14 protein-coding genes are annotated in these 15,832 nt (G+C 66.3%); 6 read left to right on the top strand and 8 right to left on the bottom strand.

The genetic code is table 11. The annotated features are described in order from the left end of the window. Positions 1–49 precede the first annotated feature (49 nt). On the top strand, positions 50–1,033 hold the full coding sequence (locus tag AC1RQC_RS04845) for a homoserine kinase (protein ID WP_492814296.1): 984 nt from the start codon (positions 50–52) through the stop codon (positions 1,031–1,033). Between the two features lie 5 nt (positions 1,034–1,038). Further along, positions 1,039–1,839 (top strand): BPSS1780 family membrane protein, encoded by an 801-nt coding sequence (locus tag AC1RQC_RS04840; protein ID WP_492882566.1) that lies wholly within the window; start codon positions 1,039–1,041, stop codon positions 1,837–1,839. A gap of 45 nt (positions 1,840–1,884) precedes the next feature. On the opposite strand, the gene AC1RQC_RS04835 is transcribed toward AC1RQC_RS04840, so the two are convergent. Beyond that, positions 1,885–2,685, bottom strand: a complete 801-nt coding sequence (locus AC1RQC_RS04835; protein WP_492882565.1) for an amidohydrolase family protein — start codon at positions 2,683–2,685, stop codon at positions 1,885–1,887. Between the two features lie 127 nt (positions 2,686–2,812). Between AC1RQC_RS04835 and AC1RQC_RS04830 the strand changes: the two genes are divergently transcribed. Both AC1RQC_RS04830 and AC1RQC_RS04825 read left to right on the top strand, forming a co-directional pair. Next, positions 2,813–3,580 carry a GntR family transcriptional regulator gene (locus tag AC1RQC_RS04830; RefSeq protein WP_492882564.1) on the top strand — a complete coding sequence of 256 codons (768 nt, stop codon included), beginning with the start codon at positions 2,813–2,815 and terminating at the stop codon, positions 3,578–3,580. A gap of 71 nt (positions 3,581–3,651) precedes the next feature. After that, positions 3,652–4,629, top strand: a complete 978-nt coding sequence (locus AC1RQC_RS04825; RefSeq protein ID WP_492882563.1) for a tripartite tricarboxylate transporter substrate binding protein — start codon at positions 3,652–3,654, stop codon at positions 4,627–4,629. Between the two features lie 25 nt (positions 4,630–4,654). On the opposite strand, the gene AC1RQC_RS04820 is transcribed toward AC1RQC_RS04825, so the two are convergent. Beyond that, on the bottom strand, positions 4,655–7,021 hold the full coding sequence (locus AC1RQC_RS04820; protein ID WP_492373991.1) for a UvrD-helicase domain-containing protein: 2,367 nt from the start codon (positions 7,019–7,021) through the stop codon (positions 4,655–4,657). Positions 7,022–7,343: 322 nt separating this feature from the next. On the opposite strand from AC1RQC_RS04820, the gene AC1RQC_RS04815 reads away from it, so the two are divergent. Next, the gene (locus tag AC1RQC_RS04815; RefSeq protein WP_492814305.1) at positions 7,344–10,211 is read left to right on the top strand and encodes a valine--tRNA ligase; all 2,868 of its coding nucleotides are present in this window, start codon (positions 7,344–7,346) and stop codon (positions 10,209–10,211) included. A gap of 52 nt (positions 10,212–10,263) precedes the next feature. Continuing rightward, the gene (galU, locus tag AC1RQC_RS04810; protein ID WP_459371554.1) at positions 10,264–11,142 is read left to right on the top strand and encodes a UTP--glucose-1-phosphate uridylyltransferase GalU; all 879 of its coding nucleotides are present in this window, start codon (positions 10,264–10,266) and stop codon (positions 11,140–11,142) included. An 89-nt stretch (positions 11,143–11,231) separates the two neighbouring features. Here the strand turns inward: galU and AC1RQC_RS04805 are convergent, their stop codons facing one another. From AC1RQC_RS04805 to AC1RQC_RS04780, 6 genes are all read right to left on the bottom strand, one after another. Continuing rightward, a complete protein-coding gene (locus tag AC1RQC_RS04805) occupies positions 11,232–11,459 on the bottom strand; it encodes a sulfurtransferase TusA family protein (RefSeq protein WP_043348346.1) in 228 nt (75 codons plus the stop codon). 110 nt (positions 11,460–11,569) lie between these two features. Further along, the gene (locus AC1RQC_RS04800) at positions 11,570–12,157 is read right to left on the bottom strand and encodes an NUDIX hydrolase (protein ID WP_043348348.1); all 588 of its coding nucleotides are present in this window, start codon (positions 12,155–12,157) and stop codon (positions 11,570–11,572) included. A gap of 55 nt (positions 12,158–12,212) precedes the next feature. Beyond that, positions 12,213–13,244, bottom strand: coding sequence for a threonine aldolase family protein (locus AC1RQC_RS04795; RefSeq protein ID WP_492376618.1), 1,032 nt, complete (start codon positions 13,242–13,244; stop codon positions 12,213–12,215). 110 nt (positions 13,245–13,354) lie between these two features. Next, entirely contained in the window at positions 13,355–13,543 is a 189-nt protein-coding gene (locus AC1RQC_RS04790; RefSeq protein ID WP_043348354.1) for a 4-oxalocrotonate tautomerase, read from the bottom strand. Positions 13,544–13,639: 96 nt separating this feature from the next. Next, positions 13,640–14,413, bottom strand: coding sequence for a class II aldolase/adducin family protein (locus AC1RQC_RS04785; RefSeq protein ID WP_492376619.1), 774 nt, complete (start codon positions 14,411–14,413; stop codon positions 13,640–13,642). A 131-nt stretch (positions 14,414–14,544) separates the two neighbouring features. Further along, positions 14,545–15,756 carry a YbfB/YjiJ family MFS transporter gene (locus AC1RQC_RS04780; RefSeq protein ID WP_492814309.1) on the bottom strand — a complete coding sequence of 404 codons (1,212 nt, stop codon included), beginning with the start codon at positions 15,754–15,756 and terminating at the stop codon, positions 14,545–14,547. Positions 15,757–15,832 lie beyond the last annotated feature (76 nt).

Here is a 15,832-nt window from a genome sequence, read left to right as displayed (position 1 = left end):
CAAGCTCTGCTTGCGCCCGCCGCCATCCGTTTCGATTCACACAAAGAGTATGGCCGTATTCACCACGGTCTCGCCGGACGAGATCGCCAGTTGGCTCCTTGATTACAACCTGGGCGAAATGCGCGACTTGCGCGGCATTGCCTCAGGCATCGAGAACAGTAACTTCTTCCTGACCATGGAGCAGGACGGTGTCACACGCGAGTACGTGCTGACCATCTTCGAGCGCCTGACGTTCGAGCAACTGCCGTATTACCTGCACCTGATGGCCCACCTGGCCGCGCACGACATCCGCGTGCCGGCGCCCATCCCGGGGCGCGACGGCGAGATCCTGCGTGCCCTCAAGGGCAAGCCGGCGACCATCGTCACGCGCCTGCCGGGCGGCTCGCAGCTGACGCCAGGCGTGGGGCACTGCGCGCAAGTGGGTGACATGCTCGCCCGCATGCACCTTGCCGGCCAGAGCTATCCGCGCCAGCAGCCCAACCTGCGCAGCCTGCCGTGGTGGCAGCAAACGGAAGGCGAGATCCTGCCCTTCCTGGATGCCGGCCAGCAAGCGTTGTTGCGCGAGGAACTGGCCCACCAGACCGCTTTCTTCGGCGGCGCGGAGTACGCGGCGCTGCCCGGCGGCCCTTGCCATTGCGACCTGTTCCGTGACAACGCGCTGTTCGAGGCTGGCCCGGCCGGGCAGGAGAAACTGGGGGGCTTCTTCGATTTCTACTTCGCCGGCAACGACAAGTGGCTGTTCGACCTGGCCGTCACCGTCAACGACTGGTGCATCGACCTGGCCAGCGGCGCGCTCGACGCCGCCCGCGGCCAGGCCTTGCTGCGGGCTTATCATGCCGTGAGGCCGCTGGGCCCCATCGAGGCGCAGCACTGGCGCGACATGCTGCGCGCCGGCGCACTGCGCTTCTGGATTTCCCGCCTGTGGGACTTCTACCTGCCACGCGAGGCCGACATGCTGCAACCGCATGACCCGACCCACTTTGAACGCATCCTGCGCCGGCGCATCGAAGCCGCCGCGCTGCCCTGGACCTGACCGTCATGCAATTACTGGAAGTCTCCGCCAAGGAAGGTTATGTCTGGTTCCGCCAGGGTGTCTGGCTGTTCCGCAAGAATCCGCTCGCCTTCCTGATGCTGTTGTTTGTCTACCTGATCGCCGCGCAACTGGCCGTGTTCGTGCCGCTGATCGGCATCATCGCGCTGCTGGTGGTCACCCCGGGCCTGTCGGTCGGCATCATGACCGCCTGCCGCGAGGTGATCCTGAACAAGCGCGTGCTGCCGACCGTATTACTGGCAGGATTTCGCGGCAACGGCAAGCAGGCAAGCCGCAACCTGCTGGTGCTGGGTGGCATCTACGCAGGCCTGGTCTTCGTGCTGAGCCTCATCGCGGGCAGCCTGGTGGACATCAGCACGCTGGTGCCGATCCTGCTCAAGGAAGAAGCGCCGTCGGCGGAATCCGTGCGGCAGCTTTACTTCGCGCTGATGATCGGGGCCGCGTTGTACACGCCGATTGCCATGCTGTTCTGGTTTGCGCCGCTGCTCACCGCGTGGCACAACGTGCCGCCGGTCAAAGCACTGTTCTTCAGCTGGACCGCGTGCTGGCGCAACCGTAGCGCGTTCCTGGCCTATGGCGTGGTGTTCGCGGTCTTGCTGGTGGCGGTGCCGTTCTTCCTGGAGGCGTTGTTCGGCGCATTGGGGGCTGAGGCGGTGCTGTCCTTCCTGGTCACGCCGTACTCGCTGCTGATGCTGGCGATCATGTATTGCTCGTTCTACGCCACTTACCGCGGCTGCTTCAATGTCGTGCCGGAAGAAGCCGCCGGCAGGCCGGACCTGGCCGCCTGAAGGCAGGTCACGCCGCGGTCACCCGGGTCACCCAGGTCACGCGGCTCACAGGCCGAACAGCCGGGCCGCGTTTCGGTCCGGCGCCTCGCACAGCGGGCCCAGCCACTCCCACACCTTGCGCTGCAGGCCGGCATAGCCGGCCTCGGCCTCGTGATTGGTCCAAGGCCAGTCCGATCCCCATAGCAAGCCTTGCTCGCCCAGGCAGTGGTGCCAGCCAGCCACCACGCCTGCCAGGTCCGCCGCCACGCGATACGGCGCGCTCAGCTTGACGTAGACCTCCCTCTGCCCGCGCCAGTGCGCGGCGCAAGCCAGCATCGGCGCGTCGGCCTGCGCGCCGGGCGCGGGCTTGCCGAAATGATCCAGCACCAGCGCGATCGGCACCGCCGGCAACCAGGCCCGCAGTTCGTTGAGCCGGCCCGGATCGGTGTGCAACTCCAGGTGCCAGCCCAGCGCGTGGGCCGCCTCCAGCAGCGCGGGCCAGCGCGCATCGCGCCATGATGCGTCGTCGTGCCGCCCCACCATATTCCAGCGCAGGCCGCGCACGCCCAGGCCATGCAGCCGCGCCAGCTCGCCGGCGGATGCCTCCGGGCCCACCACGCAAACACCACGCAGCGCGGGTGAAGCCGCCAGCGCTGCTTCCAGCTCGCTGTTGTCGCAGCCAAAAAAACTTGGCTGCACCACCACGCCCGCGCGCACGCCATGCGCCCCGGAAATGGCTTGCCACTGCGCCAGGCTGGCGCCGTAGGCGGGCCGGTAGCGCGCCCCGCCCACGGCGGGAGCCTCGGCGGAAAACACGTGGAAATGGGAATCGATCTGGAACATGTTCTGGCCCAAGGAATGGCGCATGCCGCCATGAATGGTAGCGCCGGTTGACACCCACGCCCCTCCATTCTATGCTCTAGTCCTATAGATGACTAGAGTCCACCTCTCTCCCCGAACAGGCACCGCTGCCGGGGCACGCATGGAGACACGAATGCCAGACCGTTCCGCCCTGCCCGACCCGACGGGAGCCGGCCTCGACGCCTCGCCAGCCAGCCTGGCGGCGCCGCGCTGGGCCCGCATCGCGACCGCGCTCAAGGGCCGCATCCTGGCCGGCGAATGGGCTTCCGGCACCGCCATTGCGGCCGAGAGCGCACTGGCGGAGCACTACGGCGTGGCGCTGGGCACCATGCGCGCCGCCATCCAGGCACTGGTGGACGAAGGCTTGCTGGAACGCGTGCATGGCCGCGGCACCTTTGTGCGCGGCGCGCTGACCGGCGCCACCATGGCGCGGTTCTTCCGCTTTGGCGATGCCGGCTCGGAGATCCCCGAGTCGCGCATCGTGTCGCTGCGCACGCTGGCGGCGCCGGCGGATGTCGCCGTGCAGCTTGGCCTGGCTGCGGGAACGCCGGTGTTGCGCGTATTGCGCCAGCGCGGCTGGGAAGGCCAGGTCCGCCTGCTCGAGACCATCTGGCTGCCGGCGCCGCTGTTCGGCGCGCTGGCCGCGCTCAAGCCGGCCGAATTCGCGCCCCTGCTCTACCCGATGTATGCCGAGCGTTGCGGCGTCACGGTCGGCCGCGCCGTCGACGACCTGCGCTTTACCCGGCTTGGCGCGCGCGAGGCCGCTCAGCTGAGCTTGCCAGCAGGCCATCCCGCGCTGGCGGTCAGCCGCGTGGCGTTTGACCTGGCGGGCCGGCGCGTGGAGTTCCGCCAGACGCTGGGCAATGCCGACGATTTCCACTATCGCGCCGAGGTTCGCTGAACCCGCGCGCGGCGCCGCCGCAAGCGCGGGCCGGCGCAAGCACCCTAGACCTACACATTCCGAGGAGACTCATGCGATTCCCGATCCGACTTTGCGCCACCGCCCTGTGCTGGCTCGCCGCCGGCACCAGCAGCCTTGCGCACGCACAGGCCTGGCCCGCGGCCAAGCCCATCCGGCTGGTCGTCACCTACGCGCCCGGCGGCGGTGCCGATACCATGGCCCGCTTGATCTCGCCGCGCCTGGGCCAGGAGCTGGGCCAGACCATCGTGGTGGACAACCGGCCCGGCGCAGGCGGCCAGATCGGCACGGACCTGGTCGCCAAGTCCGCCCCGGACGGCTATACGGTGCTGCTCGACGCTGCCTCGTTTGCCGCCAACCCCTCGCTCTACAAGCGGCTGCCCTACGACCCGGTCAAGTCCTTCATCCCGGTCTCGGTGCTGGCGCTGTATCCCAACATGCTGGTCGTGAACCCGCAGTTCCCGGCCAAGACCACGCAGGAGCTGATCGCGATGGCACGCGCCAAGCCGGGCAGCATTGCCTATGCGTCCTCGGGCAACGGTTCGGCCCAGCACCTGGCAGGCGCGCTGTTCGCGCAGCGCATGAAGCTGGACCTGTTGCACGTGCCGTACAAGGGCGGCGGCCCGGCCATGGCCGATGTGATTGCCGGGCAGGTGCCGGTGTTCTTCGCCAACACGGCGTCGGGCCTGCAGCATGTGCGCGCGGGCAAGCTGCGCGTGCTGGGCGTGACCGGCGCCAAGCGCACGGCCATCCTGCCGGACACGCCAACGCTAGCCGAGGCAGGCGTGCCGCACTACGAGGTCTACGAGTGGAATGGCGTGTTCTTGCCGGCGGGCACGCCGCCGGAAATCGTCAAGCGCCTGTCGGATGCGATCCGCAAGGTCATCAACCTGCCGGAGAATCGCGAGCGCGTAACCAGCCTGGGCGGGGAGATCGTGGCCGGCACGCCGGCCGAGGCGGCGAAGTTCATCCAGGCCCAGACCACCGAATGGGCCAAGGTGATCAAGGAGGGCAACATCCAGCTGGACTGATCCCTCTGCCTGGGCGCCCGTCCGCTCAGTCGATCGGGTCCAGCTTGGCGACCGACAGCACCAGCCATTTGGCCCCGTGGCGCTTGAACTTGATATTTGCACGGGCGGCTTCGCCCTCGCCTTCGAGCCCGGCGATCACGCCTTCGCCAAACTTGTTGTGGAACACGCTCTGGCCGATACGCAAGCCGGAGCCGGCCTGGCGCTTGGCGTCGGCGTAGCCGTTGCCGGTGTCCATGCCGCCGGTAGGCTGGGTGCCCGAATAGGGAACGTCCTCCGCCTTCTTGAACCAGTCGCGGCCCCAGCCGCCCTCGTTCTGCTGGCGGCGCTGCGAACCACCGCCGCCGCCATAGGCCTGCGCAGGCGGCATCAGCCACTTGAGCGATTCCTCAGGCAGCTCCTCGAAGAAGCGCGAGCGCACGTGATAGCGCATCTGCCCATGCAGCACGCGGCTTTGCGCGAACGAGAGATAGAGCCGCTCGCGCGCACGCGTGATGGCCACGTACATCAGGCGACGCTCTTCCTCCAGCCCGTCGGCCTCCGTGGCGCTGTTCTCGTGCGGGAACAACCCCTCTTCCAGCCCGGTGATGAAGACCGCGTTGAACTCCAGCCCCTTGGCGGCGTGCACCGTCATCATCTGCACGGCGTCCTGGCCCGCCTGCGCCTGGTTGTCGCCGGCTTCCAGCGAGGCATGGGTGAGGAAGGCAACCAGCGGGGTCATCACCGCCGGCAGCGCCTCGGGGTCCAGCACCTGCTGGGCCTGGTCGCCCTCGGCCAGCGCGGGCAGCGGCTGCGCGCCATCGCGCCCGACCGGAATCGCGCTGGCCAGCGCATCCAGCCCAAAGCCTTCCTCCGTCACGAACGCCTGCGCCGCCGTCACCAGTTCCTGCAAGTTCTCGATGCGGTCCTGGCCTTCTTTTTCAGCGCGGTAGTGCGTGATCAGGCCGCTGGTATTGGTGACGTACTCGACTGTTTCCGGCAGCGTCATGCGGCGTGTCTCGGCGCGCATCTGCTCGATCAGCCGCACAAAGGCGCCCAGCGTGCTGCCGGCCTTGCCGGGCACGAAGGCCACGGCTTCGGCCAGCGAGCAGTTGTACTGGCGCGCCGCATCCTGCAGGGCTTCGAGCGAGCGCGCGCCGATGCCGCGCGTGGGGAAATTCACCACGCGGCCAAAGGCAGCGTCGTTGCGCGGGTTTTCCAGCAACTGCAGGTAAGCCAGCGCGTGCTTGACTTCGGCACGTTCGAAGAAGCGCAAGCCGCCGTACACGCGATAGGAAATGCTGGCCGAGAACAGCGCGTGCTCGATCACCCGCGACTGCGCATTGCTGCGGTAGAGGATGGCGATTTCCGAGCGGCTCATGCCCTGCGCGATCAGGTCACGGATTTCCTCCACGATCCAGCCGGCTTCCTGGCCGTCGGTGCCGGCCTGGTACACCCGCACCGGTTCGCCGTGGCCCGCATCGGTGCGCAGGTTCTTGCCCAGGCGGCGCGAATTGTGGGCAATCAGGTGGTTGGCTGAATCCAGGATGTGGCCATGGGAGCGGTAGTTCTGCTCCAGCTTGATCATGTGGCGCACGCGGAACTCGTGCTCGAAGTCGCGCATGTTGCCGACATTGGCGCCACGGAACGCGTAGATGCTCTGGTCGTCGTCGCCGACCGCGAACACCGCGGCCGGGTTCTGCGTGCCGAAGCCGGCCAGCATCTTGAGCCACTGGTACTGCAGCACGTTGGTGTCCTGGAACTCGTCCACCAGCACATGGCGGAAGCGGTGCTGGTAGTGCTGGCGGATCGCGTCGTTGTAGCGCAGCAGCTCGTAGCAGCGCAGCAGCAGCTCGGCGAAGTCGACCACGCCTTCGCGCTGGCACTGCACATCGTAGGCGGCGTAGAGATCGACGAAGCGGCGGTTGAAGTCGTCGTTGGCCTCCACGTCGGCCGGGCGCAGGCCTTGCTCCTTGGCGTTGTTGATGAAGTACTGCAGGTTCTTGGCCGGGTACTTCTCGTCATCCACGTTCAGCGACTTGAGCAGGCGCTTGAGGGCGGAGAGCTGGTCCTGGCTGTCGAGGATAGCAAAGGTCTGCGGCAGGCCGGCATCGCGGTAATGCGCGCGCAACATGCGATTGCACAGCCCGTGGAAGGTGCCGATCCACATGCCGCGCGTGTTGATCGGCAGCATCGACGTCAGCCGCGTCATCATTTCCTTGGCGGCCTTGTTGGTAAAGGTCACCGCCAGCAGGCCGGCGGGCGACACCCGGCCGTTCTGGATCAGCCATGCGATCCGGGTGGTAAGCACACGCGTCTTGCCGCTGCCCGCGCCAGCCAGGATCAGCGCCGGCTCGTCGGGCAAAGTGACGGCGGCTAGTTGTTCAGCATTGAGATTGGCAAGCAGGTCGGACATCGGAGAGGCCTTGTGGAGTGCCCCGAATTATACCGGGGTGCCCCCCGTGCCCGCGCGGCCCCGGCCGCCGGACAGGGGGATCGTCCGGCGGCGGGCCGGGAACCACGCAAAATGGCGCAAAAAAGCGCGGCGGATCCCCTCGCGAGAGGTAAGCAGAGCACTTTCAGGCAGGGCAATGCACCGGCAAAATGACGCCGCGCGGCCGATCCCGGGCCGAAATCGCGCGCCCCCCACCCGCCTCCCCTATAATTTGATGTTTTCCCGGCGCGTTGCCCCTGCCCGCCTGGCCCGCAGAATCCGACGTAATCATCGACATCCGAGCATGACCGCCCAAGACCAGTCCCTTGCCAAGAGCTTCGAACCCGCCGCCATTGAGGCCAAGTGGGGCCCAGAGTGGGAGAAGCGCGGCATCGCGAAGCCGACCCTCGACCCGGACCGTCCGGACTTCTGCATCCAGCTGCCGCCGCCCAATGTGACCGGCACGCTGCACATGGGCCATGCCTTCAACCAAACCATCATGGACGGCCTGGCCCGCCATGCCCGCATGAGCGGCGCCAACACCCTGTGGGTGCCGGGCACCGACCACGCCGGCATCGCCACCCAGATCGTGGTGGAGCGCCAGCTGGAAGCGCAAGGCGTATCGCGCCATGAGCTAGGCCGCGAGAAGTTCGTCGAGAAGGTGTGGGAGTGGAAGGAAGAGTCCGGCTCGACGATTACGCGCCAGATCCGCCGCATGGGCGCCTCGATCGACTGGAGCCATGAGTACTTCACGATGTCGCCGGAGATGTCCAAGGCGGTCACCGAAGTCTTCGTGCGCCTGTTCGAGCAAGGCCTGATCTACCGCGGCAAGCGCCTGGTCAACTGGGACCCGGTGCTGGGCACCGCGGTGTCCGACCTGGAAGTGGACAACGTCGAGGAAGATGGCTCGATGTGGCACATCCGCTATCCGCTAGCCGAAGCCGATACCGTGCACGGCCTGACCCACCTGACGGTGGCCACCACCCGCCCCGAGACCATGCTGGGCGACGTGGCCGTGATGGTGCACCCGGAGGACGAGCGTTATGCGCACCTGATCGGCAAGTTCGTGCGCCTGCCGCTCACCGGCCGCGATATCCCGGTGATCGCCGACGACTACGTCGACCGCGAGTTCGGCACCGGCGTGGTCAAGGTGACGCCTGCCCATGATTTCAACGACTATGCGGTTGGCCAGCGCCACAAGCTGCCGCAGCTGTCCATCCTGACGCTCGACGCCAAGATCGTCGCCGACGCGCCCGCCGCCTATGCCGGCCTGGACCGCTTCGAGGCGCGCAAGCGCATCGTGGCGGACCTGGATGCCCAGGGCCTGCTGGCCGAGGTCAAGAAGCACAAGCTGATGACGCCGCGCAGCGAGCGCACTGGCAGCGCCATCGAGCCGATGCTGACCGACCAGTGGTTCGTCGCCATGAGCAAGCCGGCGCCGGAAGGCACCTTCCACCCTGGCCGCTCGATTGCCGAAGTGGCGCTGGACGCCGTGCAGAGCGGCGAGATCAAGCTGATCCCCGATAACTGGAACAGCACCTACAACCAGTGGCTGGAGAACATCCAGGACTGGTGCATCTCGCGCCAGCTGTGGTGGGGCCACCAGATCCCGGCCTGGTACGACGAGGCCGGCAAGTGCTTTGTCGCCCGTACCGAGGAAGAGGCGCAGGCCCAGGCGCGCGCAGCCGGCAGCACCGGTCCGCTGCGCCGCGAGGACGATGTGCTCGACACCTGGTTCTCCTCGGCCCTGGTGCCCTTCTCGTCGCTGGGCTGGCCCGCCGAGACGCCGGAGTTGCAACATTTTCTACCGTCGTCGGCACTTGTTACCGGTTACGACATCATCTTCTTCTGGGTGGCGCGCATGGTCATGATGACCAAGCACTTCACCGGCAAGGTGCCGTTCCATACCGTCTATGTGCACGGTCTGGTGCGGGATTCGGAAGGCAAGAAGATGAGCAAGTCCGAGGGCAACACCCTGGACCCGGTCGACCTGATCGATGGCATCGAGCTCGAGCCGCTGCTCAAGAAGCGCACCACCGGCCTGCGCCGTCCCAAGGACGCGCCCAAGATCGAGAAAAAGACCAAGAAGGAATTCCCCGAGGGCATTCCGGCGTTCGGCGCCGATGCCCTGCGTTTCACCTTCGCCTCGCTGGCCACGCTGGGCCGTAACATCAACTTCGACACCGGCCGTTGCGAAGGCTATCGCAACTTCTGCAACAAGCTGTGGAACGCCACGCGCTTCGTGCTGATGAACACCGAAGGGCACGACTGCGGCATGGGCCCGTGCAGCAACGACTGCGGCCCCGACGGCTACCTGCATTTCTCGCAGCCGGACCGCTGGATCGTGTCGCTGCTGCAGCGCGTGGAAGCCGAAGTGGAAAAGGGCTTTGCCGAGTATCGCTTCGACAACATCGCCAGCGCCATCTACAAGTTCGTCTGGGACGAGTACTGCGACTGGTACCTGGAACTGGCCAAGGTCCAGATCCAGAACGGCACGCCCGCGCAGCAGCGCGCCACCCGCCGCACGCTGCTGCGCGTGCTGGAAACCGTGCTGCGCCTGGCCCACCCGATCATCCCCTTCATCACCGAAGAGCTGTGGCAGAAGGTAGCGCCGCTGGCCGGCCGCGCCAAGGGCGACGGCAGCGAGACGCTGGCGCTGCAGGCCTATCCCCTGCCCGCCATGGCAAAGATCGACGAGGCTGCCGAGCAATGGACCGCGCAGCTCAAGGCCGTGGTCGACGCCTGCCGCAACCTGCGCGGCGAAATGAACATCTCGCCGGCCCAGCGCATTCCGCTGTACGCTGAGGGCGACAGCGCGTTCCTGACGTCGGCCCAGGCTTATGTGCAGGCGCTGGCGAAACTTTCGGAGGTCAAGGTATTCGAAGATCAGAATGCCCTGATGGCGGAAGGTGCCGGCGCGCCGGTGGCCATCGTCGGCGGCAACCACCTGCTGCTGAAAATCGAAATCGACGTGGCCGCGGAACGCGTGCGCCTGTCCAAGGAAATAGAGCGCATCAGCGCCGAACTCGGCAAGTGCCGTGGCAAGCTGTCCAACGAGAGCTTCGTCGCCAAGGCACCGCCCGCCGTCGTCGCGCAAGAAACCCAGCGTCTGTCGGATTTCGAACAGACGCTGGTCAAGCTGCAGGATCAACTACAGCGTTTGCCGGCATGAGCTTTGCATCACCCGCAGGGTTGTCTACACCGAATTGATAAGGAAAACCGATATGGAAACCCGCGTCACCAAGGCTGTCTTCCCGGTAGCCGGTCTCGGCACTCGTTTTTTGCCGGCTACCAAGGCAAGCCCGAAGGAAATGCTGCCGGTGGTCGACAAACCCCTGATCCAGTACGCCGTGGAAGAAGCCATGGCTGCGGGCATCACCGAGATGATCTTCGTCACCGGCCGCTCCAAGCGCGCCATCGAAGATCACTTCGACAAGGCCTATGAGCTCGAAGCGGAGCTCGAGGCAAAGAACAAGCAGGCCCTGCTCAGCCTGGTGCGCTCGATCAAGCCGTCGCACGTGGAATGCTTCTATGTGCGCCAGCCCGAGGCGCTCGGCCTTGGTCATGCCGTGCTCTGCGCGGAAAAGCTGGTGGGCGACGCACCGTTCGCCGTGATGCTGGCCGATGACCTGCTGGATGGCGATCCGCCAGTCATGAAGCAGATGGTGGACATGTACGGCCACTACAACTGCTCGGTGCTGGGCGTGGAAGAGATCGCGCCGGAGCAGAGCCGCTCCTACGGCGTGGTGGATGGCCGCGAATGGGACGAAGGCGTGATCAAGGTGTCGGACATTGTCGAGAAACCGGCGCCCGAGAATGCGCCGTCCAACCTGGGCGTGGTTGGCCGCTACATCCTGACCCCGCGCATCTTCGACCATATCCGCAACCTCAAGCCGGGCGCGGGCGGCGAGTTCCAGCTCACCGATGCCATCCAGTCCCTGCTCAGCCAGGAACAGGTGCTGGCCTACCGCTACAAGGGCGTGCGCTACGACTGCGGCAGCAAGCTGGGCTACCTGAAGGCCACCGTGGAATTTGCGCTCAAGCACCCGGAGGTGATGGACGAATTCAGCACCTACCTGCGCGCGCGCGCCAATAGTATCTGAGTGCCAGAAGATCTGGAGCCATGAAAAAAGCCGCAAATGCGGCTTTTTTCATTTGGCGCGGGGCGCGCCCGCGTCAAGCTGTCGTTGATTTAACGCCGGCGCATGTAGAACACGAACACCTTGTCCACTTCCTGGTGCGACAGCAGTTCGTTGCCGGTCTGCTTGGCAAACGCCTGGAAATCCCGCGTGGCGCCGGGATCGGTGGCGAGAATCTTGAGAACGTCGCCGCTGGGCATGTCGGCCAGCGCCTTCTTGGTGCGCAGGATCGGCAGCGGGCAGTTCAGGCCGCGCGCATCTACTTCTTTCTGGAACTCCATTCCTCTCTTCCTTGGTTCTGTGCGCTCAGGGTCCGGCATGGCCCGTTGTGGCCGTTAGTCGCCATTAGGCCATGGGACCGTGCCTGCCGTGTCGCATCGATGACTGATGATTATGGCCGGTATTGTAGCGAAATGCCCGGCTGTCCCAGGCCTTCGCGCCGGCGCGGGTCGGGAATGTCCTCGCCAGTCTGGCGATCGAAGAACCGCACCGGATGGCCACGCGAGGCCAGCCAGTCGGCCACCGCGAAGCCCGTGCCCGCCGACCAGATCCGCATGTCCTCGGGCGCCACCAGCTTGTAGTCGGCCAATTCCTCGGACAACGCGATGGTGCCGCTCGCCTGCACATGGTAGGCGATGATCAGCTCGTTCTTGCGCATGAACTCGTACACGCCGATCAGCGATACCGAGTGCGCGTCCAGGTTGGTTTCTTCCTTGAGCTCCCGCGCCACGCCCTGCTCCGGCGTCTCGTCGCGCTCCATGAAGCCGGTCACCAGCGCGAACATTTTTTCAGGCCACGCGGCATTGCGCGCCAGCAGTAGCTTGCCTTCATATTCCACCACCGCGGCCAGCACGGGCAGCGGGTTGTTCCAGTGGACAAAGCCGCACTCTGGCTGGATGCAGGCATCACGTTCGCGCCCGGAATGCGGCAGCAATTCCAGCGGCGATCCACATTGCGGACAGTATCGGTAAACGGCCATGCGGGAGCTCCTGATTTTGTATTGTTATGTTGCCATTTTATAAGGGCGGCGGCATTCACGCGCCGCAGGCCGCGCGCATATCCGCGGCCAGCGCCTCGACGGTTTCCGGCTGCAGATCCCACGAGCACATGAAGCGGCAGCCGCCGGCGCCGATAAACGTATAGAAGCGCCAGCCCTTGGCACGCAGCGCCTCGATGGCCGCGAGCGGCAGCTCGGCAAAGACAGCATTGGACTCGGTCGGGAACATGATGCGCACGCCGGGGATGGTGGCGATGCGCTCATGCAGCAACTGCGCCATGGCATTGGCATGGCGGGCGTTGCCGAGCCACACATCGTTCTCGAGCAAGCCCAGCCATGGGGCCGAGATAAAACGCATCTTGGAAGCCAGTTGCCCGGCCTGCTTGACACGGTAAGCAAAGTCCTCGGCCAGCTTGCGGTCGAAGAACACCACCGCCTCGCCCACCGGCAGGCCGTTCTTGGTGCCGCCGAAGCACAGCACGTCCACGCCTGCGCGCCAGGTGATCTCCGACGGATGCACGCCCAGCGATGCCACGGCATTGGCGAAACGCGCGCCGTCCATGTGCACGCGCAACTGGCGGCGCTTGGCGATGGCGGCAATGGCTCGCACTTCCTCCACCGTGTACACCGTGCCGACCTCGGTCGACTGCGTCAGCGACACCACCTTGGGCTTGGGATAGTGGATATCGGAGCGGCGCGTCACCAGCGCTTCCACCGCTTCGGGCGTGAGCTTGCCGTTGGCGCCAGGCGCGGTCAGCAGCTTGGAGCCGTTGGAGAAGAACTCCGGGCCGCCGCACTCATCGGTCTCGATATGTGCCAGCTCATGGCAGATCACCGAGTGGTAGGACTGGCACAGCGCGGACAGCGCCAGCGAGTTCGCCGCGGTACCGTTGAAGACGAAAAACACCTCGCAATCGGTCTGGAACAGCTCGCGGATCCGGTCACAGACTTTTTGCGTCCACGAATCGTCGCCATAGGCCTGCTCGTGGCCGCTGCCGTTGGCTTCGAGGAAATACTTGAGCGACTCCGGACAGAAGCCGGCGTAGTTGTCGGAGGCGAAATGCTGCATGGGGAGATCCGTGGCGGGTGGCGTGGCGCGTGCCATGGGCGTCGGGGCTTGTGGCCTTTGGCCCGGAGCGGTTTTTGTCTGGGGCGGTCTGCGGCGTAGCTGCGCGTGGCTTACTTCTTGTCAGCCCACAGCTGGCCGCCGGTGGACCAGTTCTCGCGCTTGATGTCGGTGATGATGATATCCACGGCCGAGGCCGAGCAGCCGAGGGTTTCGCAGGTGACGCGGGTGACTTCCTCGACCAGCTTGCGCTTTTGCTCGATGGTGCGGCCTTCGAAGAGTTCTACGTGGTAAGTCGGCATGGCTTGTTTCCTGTTTCCTGTTGTCGTTTTGTTTTTCGCTGTCCGTTGCGGATTGCCCTGGCGATGCGCGGAGGGATCTGCCAGCACCCGTCAAAGTCAGTCGCGGTACGAAGCATCGATTCTATCGAGTTTGCGCAACAGCGACGGCCATTCCAGTTCGCCCTCGACGGCGCCGCCGTCGTCAAGCTGCTCGGACGCCCGTTGTGCCAGCGCATGCGGCGGCTGCACGACCTGTCCGCCAGCCTGCGCGCCAAGCTGGATCTCGCAGGCCTTGATGAGCGTCGCCATCAGCACGTACGCCTCGGCCACGGTCCGGCCAACCGTCAGCGTGCCATGGTTGCGCAGCAGCATGGCGGGATGCCGGCCGAGCGACGCGGTCAGCCGCGCGCTCTCGGCGGGCGTGAACGCCAGGCCTTCGTAGTCGTGATAGGCCAGCCGGCCATAGAAGCGCAAGGCGTGCTGCGAAAGGGCCAGCAGGCCGCAGGCCTGGGCCGATACCGACACGCCAGCGCTGTTGTGCAGGTGCATCACGCACACCGCATCGGGGCGTGCTGCATGCACCGCGCCATGCAGCGCGAAGCCGGTGACGTTGACCGCATGGGTGCTGTCGCCCACCACCTCGCCGCGGCCGTTGATCTTGACCAGGTCGCTGGCGCGGATTTCGTCGAAGGCAAAGCCGAACGGATTGATCAGGAAGTGATCGGGCTCATCCGGCACAGCTGCAGAGATATGGGTGTAGATGAGGTCGTCCCAACCCTGCCGGGCGCACAAGCGGTAAGCCGCCGCCAGGTCGACGCGCATGCGCGACTCGGCTTGCGTGACGGGTTGAGTGGCGCCCGCGGCACGGGCGGGCTGCAAGGCAAAGGACATGGTTCGGCTCCTGCGCCGCGCGGGTGCCGCGCGCCGGTTCAGCCAACCGGCGCCGGGGGCGGCAAAGGCGATACTGTAGCGCAAGGCAGGCGCTGCGTCAGGACGTGCCCCGGCACCTTGGCAGGGCCGGATTATCTGCGTTGTTGCCGGCTCATCCAGGCGAAGATCGCGCCACCCAGCAACAGGGCCGCCACTGCGCAACCAAGCGAGGCGGCGAAGCCGCCGGTGCGTGCCACCAGCGCCGTGGCCAGCGGCGGCCCGACGATCTGGCCAAGGCCGTAGCTGGCGGTCATCAGGCCCATCAGGCGCTGCGCCTGTGCGCCCCACAACCGGCGCGCCTCGCGCATGGCGAACGACACCAGCGCATTGAACGGCAACCCGGCCAGCATGCTGCTGAGCGCGAAACCAGCCACCGTTGGCCAGACCACCGCGATGGCCACGCCGATCGCCTGCATCACATAGGTAAAGGCCAGCAGCCGGCGATTGTCGCGCTCCGTGCTGACGCGCGAGGCCACGAAGGCGCCAATGGTCACCCCCACGCCGAAGATGGGCCAGAACAGGTCTGCCCACAGCGAGCCCGGCATGGCCTGGCGCGCGATCACCGGCAGGAACGTGGCCGTGATGATGTAGCCGAAGCCCGCCAGGCCGTAGGCAAAGGTCAGCAGCCAGGTCTCGCGGCCCAGCCGGGGCGCCGCTTGCGCCGACGCGGCCGGGCCGGCTGCGTGCGCGGTGCGCGGCGCGGGCGTGAAGACTTGCCAGACCGCGCTGACCAGCAGCACCGCCAGCACGCCGAAGGCCAGCCAGCCCCAACTGGCCCGCCAGCCGGCGCTCACCATGGCAAAGACGGAAACGCCCGTGATAACGATGCCAATGCCCGGCCCGCAAAAGATCACGCCACCCAGCGACGCCCGGCCCAGTTCGGCCAGCCGGTGCATGCACCAGGCCGAGCCGTAGACCATGACCATCGCGCTGGCCACGCCGGCCGCGGCGCGCCACAGGCCCCAGGCCGCCATGCCGCCGGGCGCGGCCATGCCAAGCGTCAGCACGACGGTGGCCACCATGCCGAGCCGGACCATGCGCGCCGGGTCGGGCCGGATGAACAGGCAAGCGGCGGCGCCGGCGAAGTAGCCCAGGTAGTTCAGCGTGGCCAGCCAGCCGCCCTCGCCCAGCGTGACGCTGCCGTCGTGCAGCATCATGGGCAGCAGCGGCGTAAAGGCGAAGCGGCCAACGCCCATCGCCACGCCCAGCGCCACCAGCCCCGCCAAGGCCACGGCCCAGACGCCAGGCTGTGCCTGCGCCGGCGCGGCAGCGTTGCGGGGTGCCAGTGTGGATGTGGATTTCATCGGCGCATGCTACGCTCCGGTCAACGAACCGAAAAATGAATAATTGAGAACTCAATCATCTTTTTCAGAGATGATC

This window comes from Cupriavidus sp. GW822-FHT03E04, from assembly GCF_058801495.1.
Note: the sequence above shows the minus strand (reverse complement) of the source record. Positions and strands in the feature narration are given on the sequence as shown.

What these genes read in the sequence shown, in the direction of transcription:
- AC1RQC_RS04845 (WP_492814296.1), top strand. Translation starts at nt 50, where the DNA reads ATGGCCGTATTCACCACGGTCTCGCCGGACGAGATCGCCAGTTGGCTC.
- AC1RQC_RS04840 (WP_492882566.1), top strand. Translation starts at nt 1,039, where the DNA reads ATGCAATTACTGGAAGTCTCCGCCAAGGAAGGTTATGTCTGGTTCCGC.
- AC1RQC_RS04835 (WP_492882565.1), bottom strand. Translation starts at nt 2,685, where the DNA reads ATGCGCCATTCCTTGGGCCAGAACATGTTCCAGATCGATTCCCATTTC.
- AC1RQC_RS04830 (WP_492882564.1), top strand. Translation starts at nt 2,813, where the DNA reads ATGCCAGACCGTTCCGCCCTGCCCGACCCGACGGGAGCCGGCCTCGAC.
- AC1RQC_RS04825 (WP_492882563.1), top strand. Translation starts at nt 3,652, where the DNA reads ATGCGATTCCCGATCCGACTTTGCGCCACCGCCCTGTGCTGGCTCGCC.
- AC1RQC_RS04820 (WP_492373991.1), bottom strand. Translation starts at nt 7,021, where the DNA reads ATGTCCGACCTGCTTGCCAATCTCAATGCTGAACAACTAGCCGCCGTC.
- AC1RQC_RS04815 (WP_492814305.1), top strand. Translation starts at nt 7,344, where the DNA reads ATGACCGCCCAAGACCAGTCCCTTGCCAAGAGCTTCGAACCCGCCGCC.
- galU (WP_459371554.1), top strand. Translation starts at nt 10,264, where the DNA reads ATGGAAACCCGCGTCACCAAGGCTGTCTTCCCGGTAGCCGGTCTCGGC.
- AC1RQC_RS04805 (WP_043348346.1), bottom strand. Translation starts at nt 11,459, where the DNA reads ATGGAGTTCCAGAAAGAAGTAGATGCGCGCGGCCTGAACTGCCCGCTG.
- AC1RQC_RS04800 (WP_043348348.1), bottom strand. Translation starts at nt 12,157, where the DNA reads ATGGCCGTTTACCGATACTGTCCGCAATGTGGATCGCCGCTGGAATTG.
- AC1RQC_RS04795 (WP_492376618.1), bottom strand. Translation starts at nt 13,244, where the DNA reads ATGCAGCATTTCGCCTCCGACAACTACGCCGGCTTCTGTCCGGAGTCG.
- AC1RQC_RS04790 (WP_043348354.1), bottom strand. Translation starts at nt 13,543, where the DNA reads ATGCCGACTTACCACGTAGAACTCTTCGAAGGCCGCACCATCGAGCAA.
- AC1RQC_RS04785 (WP_492376619.1), bottom strand. Translation starts at nt 14,413, where the DNA reads ATGTCCTTTGCCTTGCAGCCCGCCCGTGCCGCGGGCGCCACTCAACCC.
- AC1RQC_RS04780 (WP_492814309.1), bottom strand. Translation starts at nt 15,756, where the DNA reads ATGAAATCCACATCCACACTGGCACCCCGCAACGCTGCCGCGCCGGCG.